Below are 18,427 nucleotides of genomic sequence, written 5' to 3' on the forward strand. Positions count from 1 at the left end.
ATTGGTATGTTTTTTAAAGCGGTTTTAAGTGTAAACAGAACAAGAAAACTATCTTTACAAGAAAAAGTAAGCTGCTTAATTCTTTTATCATCATGCCGATTGTTGCAGCAAGTATCTTTAATGAAGATATAAGAGTTCTGTTGAAAAGCAATATAAAATTATGGCATTCTTATATTGTTGTACTACTCATAGTATTGTATGTATCGGTTTAAAAAAAAGCTCAAACTTTAGAGTACGGAAAAAGAAATGATGTGTATAAAGGGATGCTCATATTTACTGTTGGATTACTTATATTTTGTTTGAGTAAACCTTGAAAAGGTTCAAAGCGTGACTTTTTTGTAAAAATAGTATACAAGATTAAAATTTGGAGTTGATAGGATGATTGCTTGCGGAAGGAACGTTAGAACAGGTATTTTTGTAGGTAGCTTTTTTAGCATAACTATATTTTGTATAGTAGTTTGGAAAATTATTTTCGGATGCAATATTACAAATAACGCTGATTTAAGTATATATAAGACATTTTTGTGCATACGGGATCCTGGAAATAGTGAATGGATAGATTTTTACATAAAAAAAGAAGTCTTGGGAAAGCGTGCTGTCGTGCTAAAGAAAAATTTAAGGATTGAAGGAATGAATAATGATGAGATAATTGATTATTATCATAAAGAATTTCCTGAGAGCTTGTCGACTCAAAATAGCAATACTATTAGCTATAAAGACGGAAGCAACCACTGCATAATAAGAAACAAAGATAATAGTTTGGAAGTATCTGTAATCAGAAGATAGGAGAAAACGTGTTTAGGTCTTTTTTTACTAAGGAAACGATAATTATAACATTAGCAATGATAATGATAACTATAATTTCTATAGGAATGTTTTTTGCACCTTTGCTTCGTTATAGATGTTTAGGTGATAATAAAAGATATACTAAAGATTTATATTATACATGGCATAATATTTATGTAAATGAACCGTGTGAATTGGTGATGTTTTCAGAACCTAGTTTAGCTAATTGGTCGGTTACGGCGATTTACAAATATGGTAATGATAATTTAGATGTAAAACAGAAATACATTAAGCTTTTACAAGATAATGATTGGAAATTGGAGAGGGTTGAAAGTAGTAAACAAATATTTTCAAAAAATAACTTACTATATTACTTGGAAGAAGAGGGAAACGGAGTGATAAAAATAAGTGTAAAACTTAAAGGGTATGATGATACTAGCTTATTAAACAAAATAATATATGGAGTGAATTAAAATGATTAGTGTGGATGTTTGCTAAAAGTTTTTACATAATAAAAGCCAATCCTCTATGTTGCTGGGCTTAGTGGTAATGGCGCTGTTCAAGCCGAGAACCTGGTGCACCTTTTGCCCGATGGGTACTATGACGCAGATGATTTGCAAAATGAAAAAATAGCTTGCGAAAAATTTACAAGCATATGAAAAAAGACCTCCTGTAATCAGATGAAAAATCTGCTTGCGGGAGGTTTTTATGCGCAAAATAAAATACGCAGCAGACGCTGAATCTGCTGCGTATTAAAGATTGAATTTGATGTTGTTATAAAGGCTTATTCCTGCCAGCCCTTGCACAAATCTACCCAGCCCTGACAGTTGGCGCTGTACTGCTCCAGCTCGTCCGGAGTGAGTTCAATAGCGCTGTTGTGGCTGCCGCAGGCAGGGAAGAAGGTTACAAAGCGTTTGAGGGAAACGTCAAGATAAACCTTAACGCCGTCATTAATGCCGAAGGGGCAAACGCCGCCGATAGCATGGCCGATATCAGGCTCTACCTCGTCAGCAGTCAGCATCTTGGCCTTGCAGCCGAAGAAATGCTTGTACTTGGCATTATCGACTTTGGCATCGCCGGCAGTGACGATGAGGATAACGCTGTCATCATGCAGCTTAAAGGAAAGGGTTTTGGCAATGCGCGCAGGCTCGCAGCCTGCTGCTTGTGCTGCCAGCTCTACAGTAGCGCTGGAGGTTGCAAACTCTATGATACGATTATCTGCATTAAATTGTTTCAGGTATGTACGAACCTTTTCTATAGACATGACAAAAGCCTCCCTTTAAAAATGCTTACTGAAAATTATCAGCTAAAAAATCACAACAGTCATCCAGCTCTGCAACCTGACAATCTGCCAGCTTGCCTGCGTCGCAGGCTGCTGCTAAGGACGGGTTAATCGGCAGGCGGGCGAGCACCTTCAGACCGTAGGCATCGGCAGTTTCTGCCAGATGGCTGGGGCCGAAGATTTCGTAATCCTTGCCGTTATCGGGGCAATGGAAGTAAGCATAGTTTTCAATCAGACCGAGAATCGGAATGTTCATCATACGCGCCATTTTTACTGCCTTGGCAACAATCATGGAAACAAGCTCCTGCGGAGAAGTTACGATGATGATGCCGTCAACAGGCAGGGATTGGAAAACAGTCAGCGGTACGTCACCGGTTCCCGGCGGCATATCAACAAACATAAAGTCTATATCTGTCCAGATGGCATCGCTCCAAAATTGCTTTACCATGCCGGCGAGCAGAGGCCCGCGCCAAACAACAGGATCAGAATCATTCTTCAAAAACATATTGGCAGAAAGCACCTCAAGACCGCAGGGAGCAGTCAGAGGCAGAATACCGATTTCGTTGGCTTTAGCCTTGCCGTTCACGCCCAGGTTGTGGCCCATGGAAGGGCCTGTGATATCAGCATCCAAAACAGCGCAACGCTTACCGCGGCGCTGCATGCTGCTGGCCAAAAGACCGGTGATCAGGGACTTGCCTACACCGCCCTTGCCGCTGACTACGGCGATAACCTTTTTGACGCTGCTCATCGGGTTGAGCTGCGCACGGAAATCAGTTGCCTGTGTTTTTTCTGCAGCTGCTGCGGAGGGGCAGCCTTCACAGCTGCTGCGGCCGCAGGAAGATGCATTGCTGCATTGTTGTTCGTTAGACATAAATTACACCTTACTCTCTAATGATTATGAATAAATTTGTTAGTTTGCTTTTCTTACAGCCTTCAGCAGCAGGCCTACAGCGATTCCGCCGAAGCAGGGAACAACCCAGCCGAAGCCGATGTCAAACAGCGGCAGGTTCTGCGCCAGGAAGTTATCCAAGGCCATGAAGCGGATGTTGGCAACGCGCAGACCGTCGAAAACAGCGAAAATAGTTGTCAGTGTCAGGCAGATGCGGAAGGTCAGCTGATCGTCATGGATAATCACACGACCGACGTTGAGGATTACCAGAGCGATGATAATCGGATACAGCATACAGATAACGGGAATGGAGAACTTGATGATGTTTTCCAGACCAAAGTTTGCTACTACCAGGCTGAAAGCAGAGATGAAGAATACCAGTCGCTCGTATTGTATACGATTATTGCTAAGCTCGGAGAAATAACCGGAGATAGCAGTTGTCAGACCGATGCTGGTGGTGAGGCAGGCGAAGAAGATAATCAAAGCCAATACAACCTGACCGCCGAAGCCCATGTAATAGGTGCAGATTTTGCTGAGCAGAGTTGCACCGTTAGGGATAACACCGAAAATGTTGATGCTCAGTGCGCCGGTGTAAGCCAGTGCTGCATAGATAATAGCGAGGAAGAAGGCTGCAATTAGGCCGGCATAAGAGCAGAGCTTGGTCAGAACCTTTTTATCGGTAATGCCTTGAGCTTCAATAGCCTTGATAGTAATAGAGCCGAACAGAATTGCTGCCAGAAGATCCATTGTGTTGTAGCCTTCCTGGAAGCCGCGGAAGAACGGAGATGCAGCGAAATCCGGATTAGGCATTTTCAGGCTGCCGGTAGGATTTACGAAAACGCAGACCACGAGAACTGCCAGACAAATCAAAAGCATGGGGGACAAAAATTTACCGATATGACCGATAATTTTTGACGGATTAATAGAAAAGAAATAGGTCAGAACGAAAAAGAACACGGTGTATACCGGCAGGCCGATAGCTTCGCAGGAAGCAGGCAGCAGGCTGTGAATACCGGTGTCAAAGGAAACGGCAGCGGTACGCGGAATAGCGAACAGCGGGCCGATAGCCAACGCGCAGAGAATGGTAACGGCGCGGGCATACAGGGGATGCATAGGCATAGCAATGGAGTCCGGGTTATCGCTTTGCTTCATAGCCATAGCGAGTACACCCAAAAGCGGGAAGCCGACGCCGCTCAGGCAGAAGCCGAGCATGCCCCAGGAAATGTTTTCGCCTGCCATTTGGCCTAAAACAGGCGGGAAAATTAAGTTGCCGGCACCGAAGAAAAAGGAAAATAACATCAGGCCGATAGGGATGATCAATGAAAGGTTTATCTTATCGTTTTGCATTAAGTGCTCCTTTTTTTACTACCTTAATTAAAAGAGTAGTCTGTATTTTGAAATCATAGAAAAAGCCACCTAGTCCGTCAGGAGCATAGATGGCTTTTAAAGGCTTATTTTACCAGCAGACGGAAATATTTCTTTTTACCCTTACGGATTAACAGGCTCTTGTCTGCATCAAACATGTCTGCGCTCAGGCATGCTTCCGCATCTTGCAGAACAGTGTCTGCTACAGTCAGGCCGCCTTGGGCGATTAACTGACGAGCTTCGCGCTTGCTGCTGAAAACCTTAGCGGCAGTCAGTACGTCAATAATCTTGGCAGTCATATCTTCCGGGGTAATTTCAATTGCTGGTACATTGCTCATGTCTTTGGCATTGCCGCCGAAGAGTGCTTCGGTAGCTTCCTGCGCCTGACGTGCTGCTTCTTCGCCATGAACAAGTTTGGTAACCTCATAGGCCAGTACTTTTTTAGCTTCGTTAATAGCTGCATCCTTCAGTGCGCTCAGACGGCGAACTTCATCCATCGGCAGGAATGTCAGCAGGGACAGGCAGTTTTCTACGTCGCTGTCGGCAACATTACGCCAGTATTGATAGAAATCATACGGAGAAGTTTTTTCCGGGTCAAGCCACAGAGCACCCTTTTCGGTTTTGCCCATCTTGCGGCCATCGCTTGTGGTCAAGAGCTTGCAGGTCATGCAGTAAGCAGGTTTTTGATCCTTGCGGCGGATTAATTCTACGCCGGCAAGCATGTTGGACCATTGGTCGTCGCCACCCAGCTCCATAATGCAGTTATGGTCATGGTGCAGTTTCCAGAAGTCGTAGCCCTGCATAATCATATAGTTGAATTCAAAGAAGGTCAGGCCTTTTTCCCAACGTTTCTTGAAGCATTCCGCAGCCAGCATACGGTTAACGGTAAAGTGTACGCCAACCTCACGCAGCAGCTGAACATAGTTCAGGTCTAACAGCCAGTCGGCATTGTTGACAATAATAGCTTTGTCTTCACCGAAATCAATGAAACGGCTCATTTGCTTTTTGAAGCAGGCGATGTTGTGAGCGATGAATTCCGGAGTGAGCATTTTGCGCATCTCGTCCTTGCCGCTCGGGTCGCCTACCATGCCGGTGCCGCCGCCCAAAAGTACGATAGGACGATGGCCTGCGCGTTGCATATGGCTCATCATCATCAGGGCGATGAAGTGGCCTACATGCAGGCTGTCCGCGGTGGGGTCAAAACCGATATAAAAGGTGATTTTTTCCTTCTCTAATAATTCTTTAATCTCGTCTTCATGGGACATTTGCTTAATAAAGCCACGTTCCATAAGTACGTCAAAAACAGACATCAGATAACCTCCTTAAATTTTAAGCTGTGAAAAACAGCCTAGGCGATATACATAATCTTCATTATACAATAGAAGCATGTTTTTAGCAAACAAAAAAGCTTTTTTAAAGCAAAAAAACTGATATCCAGGCGAAAATCCTGGATATCAGCCGAAAGTGTAAACTGTTATTCCAAATGAGATGTGCAATGCGGGCAACGGGTTGCGTCATCGGCAATTTCGGATTTGCAGTAGGGGCACAGACGCGGCTCCGGTGCAGGCGCCGGTTCCGGAGTGAGCTTGTTGATCTGGCGAATCATTATAAAGATGACAAAAGCGAGAATCAGAAAATCCAGTATGGAATTAATAAAGCTGCCATAGGCAAGCACAGGCGCGCCGGCCTTTTTTGCTGCCTCCAGTGTAGCATATTCCTTGCCGTTGAGGCTGATAAATAGATTGGAAAAATCCATCTTGCCAAGTGCCATGCCTAATGGAGGCATAACGACATCATTTACCAGCGAGCTGACGATTTTGCCGAAAGCACCGCCGATAATAACGCCGACGGCCATATCCATAACATTACCGCGCATAGCAAATTTTTTAAAATCTTCTTTCATAGACATATATGAACACCCCTCGTCAAATGTATTTTTTATAGTATTCTCGTTTAATGCTAAATTTCCTGCTGCTTGACGAAAAAGTGCTGGTGACATATAATAAAAGGGAATAAATTCTGCGTTATGCAGGTTCATTTAATTGGATATAGAGATGGAGGAAGAAATATGCGTGACGATTTAGTAGTACCTGGCGAAGGTGAGGAGAATTATGTCCTGGCCCGTGATGCCAGAGTTGTGACTGTACCGTTCTCTCCCTTGGAAGAACGTATGCAGAAGGAAAAACCGGAGGTTTTTTCACGTCTGCAAAAGCTGAAGGAAATTATCGGTGAGGAAACCTTCAAGCGCCTGGTAAGCAAGGTGCACAACATCAACTATGCTGATACCCGTATTATGCTTGTTGCTGAAAGCGAACTGCACCGTACCAACATTGAAAGAGAGATTTTACCGGCTATTGCTGAGGCTTTTGAGGTTACCAGCATCCGCGTTGTTACTCAAGGATAAAATTTTTCAAAAAAGTGTTGACAAAAGCTTAAAGATGCTTTATAATTACATTCGTTGCTGATGAACAGCAACAACAAATGTCGGGGCGTGGCGCAGTTTGGTAGCGCGCTTGTTTCGGGTACAAGAGGCCGTGAGTTCGAATCTCGCCGCCCCGACCAAATTTAAAACTTAGGAACCGCATGAGAATGCGGTTCTTTTTGTTTACTGAAGCATTAAAGGACGAAAGGAAAATGAGAAAAATACTGTTTTGTCCAATATTTGTCCAATATTTGCTCCAACTGCCTATTTAGAACACTTTAGAATGCATTAGAAAAAGCCTGCTTTTCAACTTAATGAAATAGCAGGCTTTATTTTTTATGGCAGGAGTCCTTTGATGGCGTTTTCGTATTTATCCATAGCTTTTTGATGAGTATTTTCTAAAGGCAGCGCGTAGGTTCTTGCTGTGAAAGAAACATCACTGTGACCAAGAATTTCACAGATATCAACAATGTCTACGCCGCGGTCCCTAAGATTGCTGCCAAAGCTGTGCCGGAAATCATGGTGCCGCATCTTGGCCAGCAGAGGATATTTTTCAAGCAGCTTCAACCATTCCGGACACTGTTTTTTCAATCTGCGCCAACGCCGTTCAACATGATCGCGGCACATTGGGCGACCATTATCCGGAAAGACTATTAGCAAACCTAGGTTGTTGCGCCAGGGAGCATCATCTACCGCAATACATCCGGGAGTGCTTAATAACAGGTTGTGCCTGGTTATGGCTTCTTTCTCGGCTTGGGCAATGTAGCTTTGGTATTCGTTTATTTCGTGACGTACAAAGTTAAGCATGGGGATTTCCCTTATACTGGTACGCGTTTTGGTCTTGGAAAACTGCATTACGCCATTGTGGCGCAGAAGGTTATTGGTTACGGATACTTCCCTGAAATCAAGGACATTAGCACGAACTGCCAAGGTTTCACTGATACGCATGCCGCACATTCCGCCAAGTAGGAATGGCATATAAAGGTTACTGTAGTCGAAGGTTTTGATAATGCGCAGAATCTGCAGCAGTATTTCAATAGGTACATGCATTCCCTTGGGAGGCTGCTTTGGTGGCAGTTTGATTTTGCGTGCCGGGTTTCTGTAAATCAAATCTGCCGATACAGCCCATTCGAAGGCAGATTTTAAAAAGCTCAGGTCCTCTCTGATTGTTTGGGCAGAAAGACCGGATTCGCTTAAAAGGAAGGCTCTATATTTTTCTACATGTATAAGTGTAACCTTATTAAGCTGGATACTTCCTAAAGGCTGCCGTCCAATCCTTTTAGCAAAACTGCGCATGGGGTAGAGGGAACCGGGACTAAGATCTGATTTAGATGCAATGAAAGCATCAAGCAGTTCGTTGACAGTGACTTTTGACGGTTCAATATAAGTGCCCTGTGATAATTGGGATATTGCTATGGCCTCAGCTTCCTTAGCTTCTTTTTTTGTGGCAAAGTATGGACCATAAATGTATTTGTGCTTGCCGTTAGGCAGTATTTCATCGGTGCAGATGCTGTAGCTGTAGGGCTTTGGCCTGCCTTTTTTTGTAATGATAGCCATAAAAATCAGCTCCTTTACTAATTTTACTTATGCAGAGCTGATTAAATTCTGATATAATAAAAAGGTAATCAGCTTCTGTTCTTGCCATGAATTGAGGGATTACAAAGCGGCTGCGTGCTGGTAACACGCTCCGCACTGCGCTCGGTGCTGGTAACACCGGGCGCTTTTTTGCTTATGCATCCATTTTTTTGTTGCCCTTTTCAAAGATAAAGTATAAAATATGCTTAAGCATAGTGCTGTGTAATAAGGAAAGGGGGTGCTGTTATGGAAAACCATGTTGATAACTATTTAGCTTGGCTAAAAGAGAATATGACGCAGACCAAGCTTGAAAATGGTTTGATAGAAGTAACTACCCCTTTCTTAGACAGAAACAACGATTATACGCAGATTTATTTTAAAAAAGAAACGGATTCTACGTATATTGTTACTGATTTAGGATATACAGTGACTGAACTTATACTTTCGGGTGTTGATTTAACAACTAATCGTCGAAAAATGATATTTAATCAGATTCTTTGCCGTTTAGGCATACAGTATGATGAGCGCGAGAAGGCACTTTTTATTAAATGTGATAAGTCAAAGTTGCCTGTTGCTCAGCATATCTTGATGCAGGGAATGTTAGATGTAAACGATATGTTTTACCTTGCTAATCGCACTGTAAAAAGTCTTTTTTATGATGATGTTTGTAAGTTCTTTGATGAGAATGATATATTCTACTCTAAAGATATAAACATCGTAGGGAAATCCGGATTGAATCATTCTTTTGATTTCTTGCTGCAGCGGAACAAAAAGAATCCGGAAAGACTGATACGTTTACTTAATGTTCCGAACCGCTCTAATACAGAACGCCTGTTGTTTGCTTGGCAAGATGTCAGCGCCGCAAGAAACTTTTCTACAGATACATCTAAATTTATAATTATTATCAATGATAATAAGAATTTCAGTGAAACCTTATTGGAAAGCATTGACAACTATGCTGCATGTCCAATTAAGTGGTCTGATAGGAATGATTATCTGGAAAACTTGGGTTAAAACATATTAGAGTAGATAGCAGGGTGCTCTATAAATCTACACATATTGCTGAATTCGTCAAACATGGGTACTTTGTTAGTGCCGTTAATATCTTGCTGTATTGCTTGTAAGATGGGTTCGGGATTGAAGTCCGGCAGGAATTCTTGTATCCTTGTGTCTTCCAGCTCATAAGCCCATGCTGTTTCATAGTTTTCTTGATATATATGTAAATGCGTTCCACCGACAATTTCTCCGTCAGGATTACGATGAGGTTTCGTATCTATATCGAGACGAAGTAAAACAACTGATGTTTCTACACGGTTCTGAAAAGTTATTCTTGTAATAATGCAGCGCTTCCGGTTTATGTCTATCAGATAATCAGACTGGGTGTTTATACCTCTGGCGCGAAAAGACGCCATCTCATTATTGATTGGCATAGCAAGACGCTCGTCTAAAAACTCTTTGGGTTCATCTAAAAAATCTTGGATTTCGCTAGTTGTCAAATTCATATGATTAACCTCCTGATACCGCCTTAAAAGGGCGGTATTTTTTATGCCTAACGTCTTTGGTAAAAATGGCACATTTTCCAAAAGACACCTAACGTCTTTGGCAAAAATGGCTGTTTTTACCAAGTTCCTTTTTACTTCTTCAGCACTTCCAATCCCATCGGCACGCCTACCATGTCAGCAAGGCGGTGGATGGAAGTTTCCGGATACTGCTGCAGCAGCTCATCCGGCAGGAGCAGCTCCACGGCGAAGGTGTTGGCCTGCCGTTCTATACGTTCCACGCTGAAAAGGGTGTGTGCTTTGAGGAATGGCGTCGATACGCCTTTATGTAAAACACTGTGGCCAAGCTCATGGGCACAGGTGTATGATTGCAATTCTTCGGATATGTTCTGGTTAATGATGATAAACTTGGAACGCTTATATGTAGTGTAGTAGCCCCATGTTTTGCCCAGCTCTGCGTAAAGGACGATGATGTTCAGCAGCTGCGCCAGCTCATAGGGGTTATTTGTTTTGTGCTTATGTGTTAGCTGCTTGACAGCAGCCTTGATATCCATGATTTTATTCCTCTTCGTGGCGATATTTTTTAGGAGTGTATTTTTCTTTGGCGATTTTCTTTGCCAGTCGCATAGTAGCTTGCAGGCTTGCTTTCAGGAGTTCTCTGTCTTCGTCATCTTCAACGGTACCGCCCATGGCTGCCATTGCGTTTTTGCTGTCGAGGTCGGCAAGCATTTTTTCGAGGTCGGCGGCGATTTGGCGTTCATCGCGCGGGGTGAGGGGGACGGATTGGCACTGCAAACCATTATCTTCAATAATATTACTTTTTTGTATGCCAAAATGGTCAGCTATTTTTTGAATAGCTCCCATGCGTGGCTCTTTTATGCCTTGTTCCCATGTTGATACAGCTTTATCACTAACACCTGCAATTTGACCTAATTCTTTTTGCGATAATCCATATTGTTCGCGCAACAACTTAATATTTTCACTGATTCCCATGATGTTGCTCCCTTCTTATTTTTATATCACTATCATATACTAAAAGTAGAAAAAAAACAACATAAGAACGAAAATAATCTACTTTTAGTAGTTGACACTCTACTAAAAGTAGATTATAATAGACTTGTAAATCAAACAAAGGAGGTGTTCAAAATGGGCTTATCTTTGAAGCAGATACGCCTTGTGAGAGAAAAGACACAGGACGAAATGGCTGAAAAGCTGGGAGTTCATGTCCAAACTTATCGCAAATTAGAGGAAAATCCTGATGAGGTAACTATTAAGCAAGCGAAAATTATCTCGGAATTTCTTGGCGTATCTTATGATGATATTTTTTTTGCCCAATAACTCTACTGAAAGTAGAATAGAAAAAGAGGTGCAACATGAACAACTTACAGATTTTCGACAGTCCTGACTTCGGACAGATTCGCACCATTCAACAGAATGGAGAACCGTGGTTCGTTGGCAAGGACGTGGCTGACATTCTCGGTTATCAAAACGGTAGTCGAGATGTCAACCGCCATGTAGATGAAGATGACAGGCAAAACTACCAAAACGGTACTTTTGAAAGTAATCGTGGTTTGACCATCATCAACGAAAGCGGTCTTTACTCCCTCATCCTCTCCAGCAAGATGCCCAAGGCTAAGGAGTTCAAGCGCTGGGTGACGAGCGAAGTCATTCCGGCAATCAGAAAAACCGGCGGTTACATCGCAGGCAGCGAGAACATGACGGATGCAGAGATTATGGCGAAGGCTGTGCTGGTAGCTCAAAGCACTATCCAGCAGCGTGACCAGCGTATTAAGGAGCTGGAAAGCGATGTGGCAGCGGCGAAGCCGAAGGTGCTTTTTGCAGATGCGGTGAGCGCGAGCGACAGCACGATTCTGATTGGTGATTTGGCCAAGATTCTGAAGCAGAACGGCCATCCGATTGGCCAGAAGCGCTTGTTCAACTGGATGCGTGAGCAAGGCTATCTGATTAAGCGTCAGGGCGCGGACTACAACAGCCCCACGCAGAGAGCCATGGAAATGGGCTTGTTCAAGATTAAGGAAACGGCTATTTCCCACAGTGACGGCCACGTCAGCGTCAGCAAAACCACTAAGGTTACCGGCAAAGGCCAGCAGTACTTTATCAACAAGTTTTGCGGGGCGTGATGGTGATGGAAGATAAAAATATGACGACCTGCCCGCATTGTGGGAAAGTCGTCATAAAAGGAAACTTCTGCAATAAATGTGGTAAGAAGCTGGCTAAGATATGTGACTGCTGGCTGATGAAGCGCCCATATCATTGCAACTTTCAGAAGTGCCCTGATATGGCAGCCTTTACTTTACTGCTTCTGCATATTCAGCAAGACCAAAAGCGTAGGAAATACGTTTTTCTTGCACCAATCCTTGAAGCAATCAACAGCAAGTCCTTGAAGACCATCAAGAAACTTAGCGTAGACCAGAGCAGCATAACGAGACTGGGGAGTTTCAACGATGATGTCTGGTATAAAATCTACTAAATAACACGGAGGCTATCAAGAAAAGAGGATTTAATCATGGCAAGAACAATTAAAAAAGCTGCTCCGAAAGAGCGCAGAGAGATTCCGCGCAGAATGCTTTACCCAACTGGCGAAGCTGCCTTCCTGCTTTGCTGTTCCGCAGCATTCGTCAGAGAAGAGATGGACGCGGGCCGTCTGAAGTATGTAGTCCGTAACAGCCGCCGCCTTGTTCCGGCATTTGCAATTGACGATTATTTGCACGAAGTGTGTTCAGGAGAGTGATTAGCATGAAAAAAATCTTAATCGCAATGCTCGCAGCCTGCTGCGTTTGGGCTGCATGGGACGCAACGCGTCCGACGGAGAAATATGTTGTCAAGGCTACGGCCTGCGAAGGGGATACCCTTTGGCACCTGGTGGGTGACACCATGCAGCGCGAAGGAGACCGCAGAGATATTCGCGAGGTCATCTTTTATACAAAGAAGATCAGCAACTTGAAGGGTGACCTTCAGGTGGGGGATGTGGTCTTGATCCCAATCGAGGTGCAGAGATGAACGAAAGAGATTATGACGGCCTGACAATGGACTACTTCCAAAATCAGCTGCTTGCAAAAGGCATTACCAAAGAAATGTTTAACATGGACCAGTTCGCCGGACTTACCACCCGGGAGCTGCAGAACATCGTAAACAACGTAAGTTTAAAGGAGGCATAGCATGAAACTGTTTGATATAGACGAAAGGCTGGCGGCCTGCGTCAAATTGGACGAAAGCCGTGTTGTAGATACCGAAAGCGGTGAAATCATTGACCTTGAAGCAATCGCAGCTCTGGAAATGGAGCGCGACAAGAAGATCGAGAACCTGGGCTGCTGGTATAAAAACCTGTTAGCGGAGGCAGAAGCTTTGAAAGCGCAGAAGAACGCTTTTGCAGAACGTGAAAAGGCTAAGAAGGCAGCCGCGGAAAGCCTTAAAGGTTTTCTGGGCCGTTATCTGAACGGCAAAAAGTTTGAGACTGCGAAGGTGGCCATGAGCTTCCGCAAAAGCGAAGCGGTAGAGTTTGACGCAAAGTGCATCGGCGATGTTCCGGAAGAATTCCTGAAATTCAAAGATCCGGAGCTGGACAAAGTTGCGGTCAAAAAAGCTATAAAAGCGGGCGAAAGCGTGCCCGGCTGCGAGCTGGTAGCGCGCCAGAACCTGCAGATTAAATAAGGCGGTCTATTATGGATAACATGAAAATCTACAGTCAGCTTGCCACTCCGCCGGATGCAGCTATCAAGCCTATCCAGGGCGGCAACTTAAAAGGTAAAAGTGACATTAACCCGCAGTGGAAGATTGAAGCCATGACTTCAATCTTCGGACCGTGCGGTATTGGTTGGAAGTTCAGCATCACCGATGAGAAGACATTCCAGTGCAGCGACGGACAGGTTTTATTGTTCCTGACTGTTGCGCTTATGTATCACGATGGAGAGGGCTGGAGCGAACCGGTCTACGGCTGCGGCGGTGACTTCATCGTTGAGAAAAACAAAAACGGACTTGTTCCCAATGACGAAGCCTATAAAATGTGCCTTACTGACGCGCTGGGCAACGCTATGAAGTGCATCGGCGTTGCGGCTGATGTGTATCGTGGTTTGTGGGACAGCAAGTATGGGGGAAGCCACAGAACCGAGCCACAGGCTCCCTACCAGGTGAAGGCTGCAGCGAAGCATACCGACAAAGTGAGCAGCTATCAGCTGGCGCAGCTGCAGACGATGGCAAAGCAGAAGGGCGTTGATGTGGCAGGCATCGCGCAAAGCCTGCACCTCAATAACTTGCAGGATATAACGGCAGCACAATGGGCGCAATGCATGAACAGCCTCAGAAAGCGGGCGGACGCATGAGAAAAAGTATATTGCAGGACAGAAAAGAATGCTTCTGCTGCGGTACTACGTTGAACTTGGAACGCCACCATGTAATCCATGGTACGGCGGGGCGCAAGATAGCAGACCGCTTAGGCCTTACTATCTGGCTGTGCCCTGAGCATCATCGGAGCCCCCACCAGCGCCATGACGTAGACCTGAGGTACAAGCGGTTCGCACAATCGTGCTATATGGACCGGTATGGCACCAAAAGCGGTTATGTTTTGTGGATGGCGGAAGTCGGCAAGAACTATTTGTAAGGGGGGTGAAGATTTGGACAGTAAAAATTACTCTAAAATCAGAACCTATTACCACGGAGCTTTGAGCTACGCTTACCGCTGCTCTTACTGCATGCACAGCAACGACGGCAAGCCGGGCAAAATCTGCAAGGGCTGCGGCAGAATTTTACTTGAAAAGAGCAACGAAGATGAAAGCACAGATTAAACATATAGCTGACGTGGCCTGTACGGGCTCTACAATAGAGTTTACAGTGGTGCTTGATAGTTTGTATAGGCAGGATGTTTTTGAAGTCCTGAACGCGATGCAGAGCGATAAGAAGCCATATACGATATCCATTGACCGCCAGAAGCGTAAGCGTAGCCTGAACGCCAATAACTACATGTGGCAGCTGTGCCAGAAGATAGGCGAAAAGATTGGTACTACCAAGGAAACGGTATATCGCAAAAATATTCGTGAGGTTGGCAGCTTTGAAACAGTGGAGCTGATCAGTGCGGGTGCAGCGCGGTTTATCCGTAGCTGGGAGGCTAACGGCCTTGGCTGGGTAGCGGAACCGATAAGTGAACGCGGCGGCTATATGACTGTGATTGCCTACTATGGCAGCAGCTCATACGATACCGCCGAAATGTCCAGGCTGGTTGAAGCTGTGGTTGAGGAAGCAAAGGGGTTGGGCGTTGAAACTATGACACCTTTGGAACTTGACCGCCTGAAAGCGGCATGGAAAGGGGGCTGATAAAGTGGCGGACGTGAAATGGATAAAGATTGCTGTTGATATGTTCGACAACCGCAAGATTAAACAGATTGGCAGCATGCCGGAGGGCGACAGCCTTCTGCTGATGTGGGTACAGCTGCTCTGCCTTGCCGGTAATGTCAACGATGGCGGCTTTATCTATCTGACAAAGGAAATCCCATATACGGACGAAATGCTGGCTACGCAGTTTAACAAGCCTATTTCGACTGTAAGGCTTGCGCTGAAGACCTTTGAACAGTTTGGCATGATAGAAATCATCAACAACACGATTTTCCTGTCAAGCTGGGAGAAGTACCAGAGCACAGACAGGCTGGCAACGATAAGAGAAAAAGACAGGGAACGCAAGCGGAGAAAAAGGGAAGCTGAAAAGCTTTTACCTCAAAATTCCATGGAATGTCCGCGGACGTCCATGGACGTTCCACGCCTAGATATAGAAGGAGATATAGATATAGATAAAGATAAGAATAAGAGTATATCTAAAAAATCTCCCCGCCATAAACACGGCGAATATCAAAACGTGCTGCTGTCAGATGATGATCTGGATAAACTGAAGGCTGAGTTCCCTTCTGATTGGGACCAGCGTATACAGCGCTTGTCTGAATATATGGCTTCCAGCGGCAAGAGCTATAAAAACCACCTTGCTACTATCCGTAATTGGGCAAGGCGCGACAAGCCTGCTGCAAAGGCTGCAGGCGGCGAAGATATGACTGATTTGGACAAATACTTTTAGGAAGGTGAGCACATGGAAAACATAACGGAGGTTTTAATGGAATCTATTGCGAAGGTGGAAAAAATAATTGCAGCAGAAGAACCAGCGCTGGGTGATTACGAAAAAGATGGCCTGCTTTACTGTGGTAAGTGCCATACGCCGAAAGAGTTCCGCGGCAGCTTCCTGGGCATGGTCAAGGTAGTGCCGTGCCTCTGCCGGTGCAGATCCGAAAAATTGGCGGAAGAAGAACAGCAGCGCAAAGCTGAAAAGCAGCAGGCGCGCATCAGGCAGCATCGCCGTGCCAGCTTCCTTGAAAGCGATATGCAGCATTGGAACTTTGCAGCTGATGACGGTGCGGACCCGCGCATAATGAGAGCTGCTAAAAACTATGTTGGCAACTTTACGCACTTCCGGGAGCAGGGCAAAGGCCTGCTGCTGTATGGTGGTGTGGGAACCGGTAAGACTTTTGCTGCAGCCTGCATCGTCAATGCCCTGATAGACTCCGGCAGAACCTGCCTGATGACCAATTTTGCGCGGGTGCTGAATACATTGTGGAGCATTGAGGAAAAGCAAACCTATATTGACAGCTTCAATCAGTTCGACCTGCTGGTTCTGGATGATTTGGGTGCGGAACGCCGTAGCGAATACGCGCAGGAGCAGGTGTTCAACGTGATTGATGCACGTTACCGGGCTAAGCTGCCGATGATCATCACGACCAACCTGAGCATTGACGAAATCAAAAAGCCCGACAGCATCGGCAACAGCCGTATCTATGACAGAGTGCTGGAGATGTGCCATCCGGTAGAAGTAACCGGCAAGAGCCGTCGCCGCCAGAAGGTAGCAGCTGATTTCAGAAGCATGAATGAGCTTCTGGGGCTGTAGGGAGGCAGAAAAATGAGTGCAAAAGTAGATTTAACAGGGCAGCGTTTTGGGCGGCTTGTAGTTATCAAAGAACTGCCCCGAAAGACAGCACTAAGGAAAACCCCTCTATGGTTGTGCCAATGTGACTGTGGTAACACCTGCGAAGCTTATAGTGACAGTTTGCGTGGTGGTAAAAAGAGTTGTGGTTGCATCTTGAAGGAGCGCCGCAGGGCAGCAGAAGCTAAAAGGGCGGAGGGCGAAGCGATTAGAGCAAAAAATAAAGCACTGCTGGCGTTGAAGTGTCCTTTTCCTGCTAATTGTTGTTATAAAAGCAGGCATGGGATGTGCTGTTTAGATTGCTATGAGCGTGAAACTTGTGAAGATAGGTGCTTGAACACGCCAACGAAATGTGGCTATAACAGATTGAGGTAGATATCATGGAGTGGAATGAAGAATTAGAGAAAAAATTGAAACGCCGTATGGCCCCGCACGGTGTTCACTACAAGCGCCGGATGAAGGGTGGTATGGCTGATATGTATCATCTTACATACAAAGTGCCGGAAGAAATTGAGAATCAGCAGGAATTGTTTTAGAGGTGAGCAGATGAAACGTAAATGCCAAGTGTGCGGACAGGAGAACGGCAGCTGTAACCGCTACTACTTCAGCCCTGCTGACATTATCACCATCTGCCCTGCATGCCTTGCCTTCAGCTGCGATGACAGAGCAAAGATTGCAAGGCGGGCGCATAAAGCCGGCAGACTGGTAAAGGAAGAGGTGAGCAAGAAAAGATGGTAGGCAAATCACCCTGCAGAGGATGCGAAGTAAGAAAAATAGGCTGCCATGCTATCTGCAACGCATTTAGCGAATGGAAAACCGAGCAATACAAATTGCTGGAAGCGAAGCGGCAGGCCAACTTGAAAAATTTAGCGACAGCCGGAACTGCCGCAAGACATGAGAAATGGATAAGGGGGCATAAATAATGACTGACAATGTGAACCATCCCAAGCACTACACCCAAGGCAGTGTTGAGTGCATCGACGCGCTGGCAGCTGCCACGATTAACCTGCAAGGCATTGATGCTGTTTGTACCGCTAATGCCATCAAGTATCTGTGGCGCTGGGGCCAGAAGAATGGCGTTGAGGACCTGAAAAAAGCCCGCTGGTATATCGACAAACTGGTTAAAGAAAATGAAGTTGTTGAGGATAAAAACCAAGATGAGGAAAACCAGTCCTTTATTACAGCAGTGCGTTTAAATCTGAATATGTGGTGTGATAGTGGAGATGTTGATTATCTGCACAAGGCCATCGCTGCAATCCGCTCAAAGATTGAGGAAGACGAAGTTGAGGATTTGTTAGGAATCAAGGTTACTCCAGGCAATGGAGTTAGAGTAGCTCAGGCAGTCTGGAACAAAGAGAATGGCAAAGTGTATTGCGATTGCTGCAAGGAATCAACATTAAGATACTATACTTTTTGCCCACATTGTGGATGCTATCTCCTTCGGGATGATGAAAGAAAGGATAAAGAATAATGGATATACCGTTTACTGAGTTAATCTGCAATGCGGCAGGAACCATCTGCCTGGCGCTGGTCATTGTACTGGCGCTGCGGCTGGTGCTGAAAGACTAACTATAAAAAGTCAAGAGGTGAGCAAGAAAAAAATTCCGCATATGTAGTGATATTTTATGCAACACAA

General features: G+C 45.1%; 29 protein-coding genes, 1 tRNA gene and 1 pseudogene. 22 read left to right on the forward strand and 9 right to left on the reverse strand.

The genetic code is table 11. The annotated features are described in order from the left end of the window. The first annotated feature begins 378 nt into the window (after positions 1–378). From Q0G26_RS02810 to Q0G26_RS02820, 3 genes and pseudogenes are all read left to right on the forward strand, one after another. Positions 379–786: a hypothetical protein gene (locus Q0G26_RS02810; RefSeq protein ID WP_293828416.1), complete on the forward strand. Its 408-nt coding sequence runs from the start codon at positions 379–381 to the stop codon at positions 784–786. Between the two features lie 8 nt (positions 787–794). Then, entirely contained in the window at positions 795–1,259 is a 465-nt protein-coding gene (locus Q0G26_RS02815; RefSeq protein ID WP_293828419.1) for a hypothetical protein, read from the forward strand. 49 nt (positions 1,260–1,308) lie between these two features. Beyond that, positions 1,309–1,419: pseudogene (locus Q0G26_RS02820) on the forward strand (4Fe-4S binding protein); the annotation flags it as partial. Positions 1,420–1,570: 151 nt separating this feature from the next. Here the strand turns inward: Q0G26_RS02820 and Q0G26_RS02825 are convergent. The 5 genes from Q0G26_RS02825 to mscL all read right to left on the reverse strand — a co-directional run bounded on the left by Q0G26_RS02825 (position 1,571) and on the right by mscL (position 6,225). Then, entirely contained in the window at positions 1,571–2,050 is a 480-nt protein-coding gene (locus Q0G26_RS02825; protein WP_021719328.1) for a YbaK/EbsC family protein, read from the reverse strand. Between the two features lie 25 nt (positions 2,051–2,075). Further along, on the reverse strand, positions 2,076–2,939 hold the full coding sequence (locus Q0G26_RS02830; RefSeq protein WP_293828422.1) for an Mrp/NBP35 family ATP-binding protein: 864 nt from the start codon (positions 2,937–2,939) through the stop codon (positions 2,076–2,078). Between the two features lie 39 nt (positions 2,940–2,978). Continuing rightward, positions 2,979–4,304: a branched-chain amino acid transport system II carrier protein gene (gene brnQ, locus Q0G26_RS02835; protein WP_293828424.1), complete on the reverse strand. Its 1,326-nt coding sequence runs from the start codon at positions 4,302–4,304 to the stop codon at positions 2,979–2,981. 104 nt (positions 4,305–4,408) lie between these two features. After that, positions 4,409–5,632, reverse strand: coding sequence for a tyrosine--tRNA ligase (gene tyrS, locus Q0G26_RS02840; protein ID WP_210684214.1), 1,224 nt, complete (start codon positions 5,630–5,632; stop codon positions 4,409–4,411). Between the two features lie 164 nt (positions 5,633–5,796). Further along, positions 5,797–6,225 carry a large conductance mechanosensitive channel protein MscL gene (gene mscL, locus Q0G26_RS02845; protein ID WP_366517727.1) on the reverse strand — a complete coding sequence of 143 codons (429 nt, stop codon included), beginning with the start codon at positions 6,223–6,225 and terminating at the stop codon, positions 5,797–5,799. A 165-nt stretch (positions 6,226–6,390) separates the two neighbouring features. Between mscL and Q0G26_RS02850 the strand changes: the two genes are divergently transcribed. Together Q0G26_RS02850 and Q0G26_RS02855 are read left to right on the forward strand one after the other, a co-directional pair. Beyond that, positions 6,391–6,726, forward strand: coding sequence for a hypothetical protein (locus Q0G26_RS02850; protein ID WP_293828426.1), 336 nt, complete (start codon positions 6,391–6,393; stop codon positions 6,724–6,726). An 81-nt stretch (positions 6,727–6,807) separates the two neighbouring features. Next, positions 6,808–6,884 (forward strand) — tRNA-Pro (locus Q0G26_RS02855). A 196-nt stretch (positions 6,885–7,080) separates the two neighbouring features. On the opposite strand, the gene Q0G26_RS02860 is transcribed toward Q0G26_RS02855, so the two are convergent. After that, positions 7,081–8,301: a tyrosine-type recombinase/integrase gene (locus Q0G26_RS02860; protein WP_293828429.1), complete on the reverse strand. Its 1,221-nt coding sequence runs from the start codon at positions 8,299–8,301 to the stop codon at positions 7,081–7,083. A gap of 264 nt (positions 8,302–8,565) precedes the next feature. Here Q0G26_RS02860 and Q0G26_RS02865 point away from each other — a divergent pair, with 264 nt between their 5' ends. Further along, positions 8,566–9,333 (forward strand): DUF1829 domain-containing protein, encoded by a 768-nt coding sequence (locus Q0G26_RS02865; protein WP_293828431.1) that lies wholly within the window; start codon positions 8,566–8,568, stop codon positions 9,331–9,333. On the opposite strand, the gene Q0G26_RS02870 is transcribed toward Q0G26_RS02865, so the two are convergent. The 3 genes from Q0G26_RS02870 to Q0G26_RS02880 form a co-directional block, all read right to left on the reverse strand. Next, positions 9,330–9,821, reverse strand: a complete 492-nt coding sequence (locus tag Q0G26_RS02870) for a hypothetical protein (protein ID WP_293828433.1) — start codon at positions 9,819–9,821, stop codon at positions 9,330–9,332. The two genes, Q0G26_RS02865 and Q0G26_RS02870, sit on opposite strands and share 4 nt — an antisense overlap. Positions 9,822–9,952: 131 nt before the next feature. Then, on the reverse strand, positions 9,953–10,372 hold the full coding sequence (locus Q0G26_RS02875) for an ImmA/IrrE family metallo-endopeptidase (protein ID WP_293828435.1): 420 nt from the start codon (positions 10,370–10,372) through the stop codon (positions 9,953–9,955). Between the two features lie 4 nt (positions 10,373–10,376). After that, entirely contained in the window at positions 10,377–10,811 is a 435-nt protein-coding gene (locus tag Q0G26_RS02880) for a helix-turn-helix domain-containing protein (RefSeq protein WP_293828437.1), read from the reverse strand. Between the two features lie 153 nt (positions 10,812–10,964). On the opposite strand from Q0G26_RS02880, the gene Q0G26_RS02885 reads away from it, so the two are divergent. The 16 genes from Q0G26_RS02885 (at position 10,965) to Q0G26_RS02960 (ending at position 18,262) form a co-directional block, all read left to right on the forward strand. Next, positions 10,965–11,156 carry a helix-turn-helix transcriptional regulator gene (locus Q0G26_RS02885; RefSeq protein ID WP_021719647.1) on the forward strand — a complete coding sequence of 64 codons (192 nt, stop codon included), beginning with the start codon at positions 10,965–10,967 and terminating at the stop codon, positions 11,154–11,156. Positions 11,157–11,191: 35 nt separating this feature from the next. Continuing rightward, positions 11,192–11,959, forward strand: coding sequence for a phage antirepressor (locus tag Q0G26_RS02890; protein ID WP_293828440.1), 768 nt, complete (start codon positions 11,192–11,194; stop codon positions 11,957–11,959). A 386-nt stretch (positions 11,960–12,345) separates the two neighbouring features. Next, the gene (locus Q0G26_RS02895) at positions 12,346–12,570 is read left to right on the forward strand and encodes a hypothetical protein (RefSeq protein WP_293828442.1); all 225 of its coding nucleotides are present in this window, start codon (positions 12,346–12,348) and stop codon (positions 12,568–12,570) included. Positions 12,571–12,575: 5 nt separating this feature from the next. Beyond that, positions 12,576–12,839, forward strand: coding sequence for a hypothetical protein (locus Q0G26_RS02900; protein WP_293828444.1), 264 nt, complete (start codon positions 12,576–12,578; stop codon positions 12,837–12,839). Then, complete coding sequence (locus tag Q0G26_RS02905) at positions 12,836–12,997, forward strand: hypothetical protein (protein ID WP_021719641.1); 162 nt, start codon at positions 12,836–12,838, stop codon at positions 12,995–12,997. Before Q0G26_RS02900 ends, Q0G26_RS02905 begins: the two co-directional genes overlap by 4 nt. Before the next feature lies 1 nt (position 12,998). Beyond that, positions 12,999–13,490 carry a siphovirus Gp157 family protein gene (locus Q0G26_RS02910; protein ID WP_293828446.1) on the forward strand — a complete coding sequence of 164 codons (492 nt, stop codon included), beginning with the start codon at positions 12,999–13,001 and terminating at the stop codon, positions 13,488–13,490. Between the two features lie 11 nt (positions 13,491–13,501). Continuing rightward, on the forward strand, positions 13,502–14,158 hold the full coding sequence (locus Q0G26_RS02915) for a hypothetical protein (protein WP_293828448.1): 657 nt from the start codon (positions 13,502–13,504) through the stop codon (positions 14,156–14,158). After that, on the forward strand, positions 14,155–14,436 hold the full coding sequence (locus tag Q0G26_RS02920) for a hypothetical protein (protein ID WP_293828450.1): 282 nt from the start codon (positions 14,155–14,157) through the stop codon (positions 14,434–14,436). The genes Q0G26_RS02915 and Q0G26_RS02920 overlap by 4 nt, the downstream gene beginning before the upstream one ends. 13 nt (positions 14,437–14,449) lie before the next feature. Then, a complete protein-coding gene (locus Q0G26_RS02925) occupies positions 14,450–14,620 on the forward strand; it encodes a hypothetical protein (protein WP_293828452.1) in 171 nt (56 codons plus the stop codon). After that, the gene (locus tag Q0G26_RS02930) at positions 14,604–15,146 is read left to right on the forward strand and encodes a hypothetical protein (protein ID WP_293828454.1); all 543 of its coding nucleotides are present in this window, start codon (positions 14,604–14,606) and stop codon (positions 15,144–15,146) included. The genes Q0G26_RS02925 and Q0G26_RS02930 overlap by 17 nt, the downstream gene beginning before the upstream one ends. A 4-nt stretch (positions 15,147–15,150) precedes the next feature. Beyond that, a complete protein-coding gene (locus Q0G26_RS02935; protein WP_293828456.1) occupies positions 15,151–15,894 on the forward strand; it encodes a phage replisome organizer N-terminal domain-containing protein in 744 nt (247 codons plus the stop codon). A gap of 12 nt (positions 15,895–15,906) precedes the next feature. Further along, positions 15,907–16,755, forward strand: a complete 849-nt coding sequence (locus Q0G26_RS02940) for an ATP-binding protein (RefSeq protein WP_293828458.1) — start codon at positions 15,907–15,909, stop codon at positions 16,753–16,755. Positions 16,756–16,767: 12 nt separating this feature from the next. Then, on the forward strand, positions 16,768–17,166 hold the full coding sequence (locus Q0G26_RS02945; protein WP_293828460.1) for a hypothetical protein: 399 nt from the start codon (positions 16,768–16,770) through the stop codon (positions 17,164–17,166). 5 nt (positions 17,167–17,171) lie between these two features. Continuing rightward, entirely contained in the window at positions 17,172–17,327 is a 156-nt protein-coding gene (locus Q0G26_RS02950) for a hypothetical protein (protein ID WP_293828462.1), read from the forward strand. Between the two features lie 10 nt (positions 17,328–17,337). Next, a complete protein-coding gene (locus Q0G26_RS02955) occupies positions 17,338–17,529 on the forward strand; it encodes a hypothetical protein (protein WP_293828464.1) in 192 nt (63 codons plus the stop codon). A 184-nt stretch (positions 17,530–17,713) separates the two neighbouring features. Next, entirely contained in the window at positions 17,714–18,262 is a 549-nt protein-coding gene (locus Q0G26_RS02960) for a DUF3310 domain-containing protein (RefSeq protein ID WP_293828466.1), read from the forward strand. Positions 18,263–18,427 lie beyond the last annotated feature (165 nt).

Origin of the sequence: uncultured Phascolarctobacterium sp., assembly GCF_934190775.1 — a bacterium.
In the GTDB taxonomy this organism is placed as follows: domain Bacteria; phylum Bacillota; class Negativicutes; order Acidaminococcales; family Acidaminococcaceae; genus Phascolarctobacterium_A.

Excerpts from the sequence above, each read along its gene's own strand:
- Q0G26_RS02810 (WP_293828416.1), top strand. The coding sequence starts at position 379 with ATGATTGCTTGCGGAAGGAACGTTAGAACAGGTATTTTTGTAGGTAGC.
- Q0G26_RS02825 (WP_021719328.1), bottom strand. The coding sequence starts at position 2,050 with ATGTCTATAGAAAAGGTTCGTACATACCTGAAACAATTTAATGCAGAT.
- Q0G26_RS02830 (WP_293828422.1), bottom strand. The coding sequence starts at position 2,939 with ATGTCTAACGAACAACAATGCAGCAATGCATCTTCCTGCGGCCGCAGC.
- brnQ (WP_293828424.1), bottom strand. The coding sequence starts at position 4,304 with ATGCAAAACGATAAGATAAACCTTTCATTGATCATCCCTATCGGCCTG.
- tyrS (WP_210684214.1), bottom strand. The coding sequence starts at position 5,632 with ATGTCTGTTTTTGACGTACTTATGGAACGTGGCTTTATTAAGCAAATG.
- mscL (WP_366517727.1), bottom strand. The coding sequence starts at position 6,225 with ATGAAAGAAGATTTTAAAAAATTTGCTATGCGCGGTAATGTTATGGAT.
- Q0G26_RS02850 (WP_293828426.1), top strand. The coding sequence starts at position 6,391 with ATGCGTGACGATTTAGTAGTACCTGGCGAAGGTGAGGAGAATTATGTC.
- Q0G26_RS02860 (WP_293828429.1), bottom strand. The coding sequence starts at position 8,301 with ATGGCTATCATTACAAAAAAAGGCAGGCCAAAGCCCTACAGCTACAGC.
- Q0G26_RS02865 (WP_293828431.1), top strand. The coding sequence starts at position 8,566 with ATGGAAAACCATGTTGATAACTATTTAGCTTGGCTAAAAGAGAATATG.
- Q0G26_RS02870 (WP_293828433.1), bottom strand. The coding sequence starts at position 9,821 with ATGAATTTGACAACTAGCGAAATCCAAGATTTTTTAGATGAACCCAAA.
- Q0G26_RS02875 (WP_293828435.1), bottom strand. The coding sequence starts at position 10,372 with ATGGATATCAAGGCTGCTGTCAAGCAGCTAACACATAAGCACAAAACA.
- Q0G26_RS02880 (WP_293828437.1), bottom strand. The coding sequence starts at position 10,811 with ATGGGAATCAGTGAAAATATTAAGTTGTTGCGCGAACAATATGGATTA.
- Q0G26_RS02885 (WP_021719647.1), top strand. The coding sequence starts at position 10,965 with ATGGGCTTATCTTTGAAGCAGATACGCCTTGTGAGAGAAAAGACACAG.
- Q0G26_RS02890 (WP_293828440.1), top strand. The coding sequence starts at position 11,192 with ATGAACAACTTACAGATTTTCGACAGTCCTGACTTCGGACAGATTCGC.
- Q0G26_RS02895 (WP_293828442.1), top strand. The coding sequence starts at position 12,346 with ATGGCAAGAACAATTAAAAAAGCTGCTCCGAAAGAGCGCAGAGAGATT.
- Q0G26_RS02900 (WP_293828444.1), top strand. The coding sequence starts at position 12,576 with ATGAAAAAAATCTTAATCGCAATGCTCGCAGCCTGCTGCGTTTGGGCT.
- Q0G26_RS02905 (WP_021719641.1), top strand. The coding sequence starts at position 12,836 with ATGAACGAAAGAGATTATGACGGCCTGACAATGGACTACTTCCAAAAT.
- Q0G26_RS02910 (WP_293828446.1), top strand. The coding sequence starts at position 12,999 with ATGAAACTGTTTGATATAGACGAAAGGCTGGCGGCCTGCGTCAAATTG.
- Q0G26_RS02915 (WP_293828448.1), top strand. The coding sequence starts at position 13,502 with ATGGATAACATGAAAATCTACAGTCAGCTTGCCACTCCGCCGGATGCA.
- Q0G26_RS02920 (WP_293828450.1), top strand. The coding sequence starts at position 14,155 with ATGAGAAAAAGTATATTGCAGGACAGAAAAGAATGCTTCTGCTGCGGT.
- Q0G26_RS02930 (WP_293828454.1), top strand. The coding sequence starts at position 14,604 with ATGAAAGCACAGATTAAACATATAGCTGACGTGGCCTGTACGGGCTCT.
- Q0G26_RS02940 (WP_293828458.1), top strand. The coding sequence starts at position 15,907 with ATGGAAAACATAACGGAGGTTTTAATGGAATCTATTGCGAAGGTGGAA.
- Q0G26_RS02945 (WP_293828460.1), top strand. The coding sequence starts at position 16,768 with ATGAGTGCAAAAGTAGATTTAACAGGGCAGCGTTTTGGGCGGCTTGTA.
- Q0G26_RS02950 (WP_293828462.1), top strand. The coding sequence starts at position 17,172 with ATGGAGTGGAATGAAGAATTAGAGAAAAAATTGAAACGCCGTATGGCC.
- Q0G26_RS02955 (WP_293828464.1), top strand. The coding sequence starts at position 17,338 with ATGAAACGTAAATGCCAAGTGTGCGGACAGGAGAACGGCAGCTGTAAC.
- Q0G26_RS02960 (WP_293828466.1), top strand. The coding sequence starts at position 17,714 with ATGACTGACAATGTGAACCATCCCAAGCACTACACCCAAGGCAGTGTT.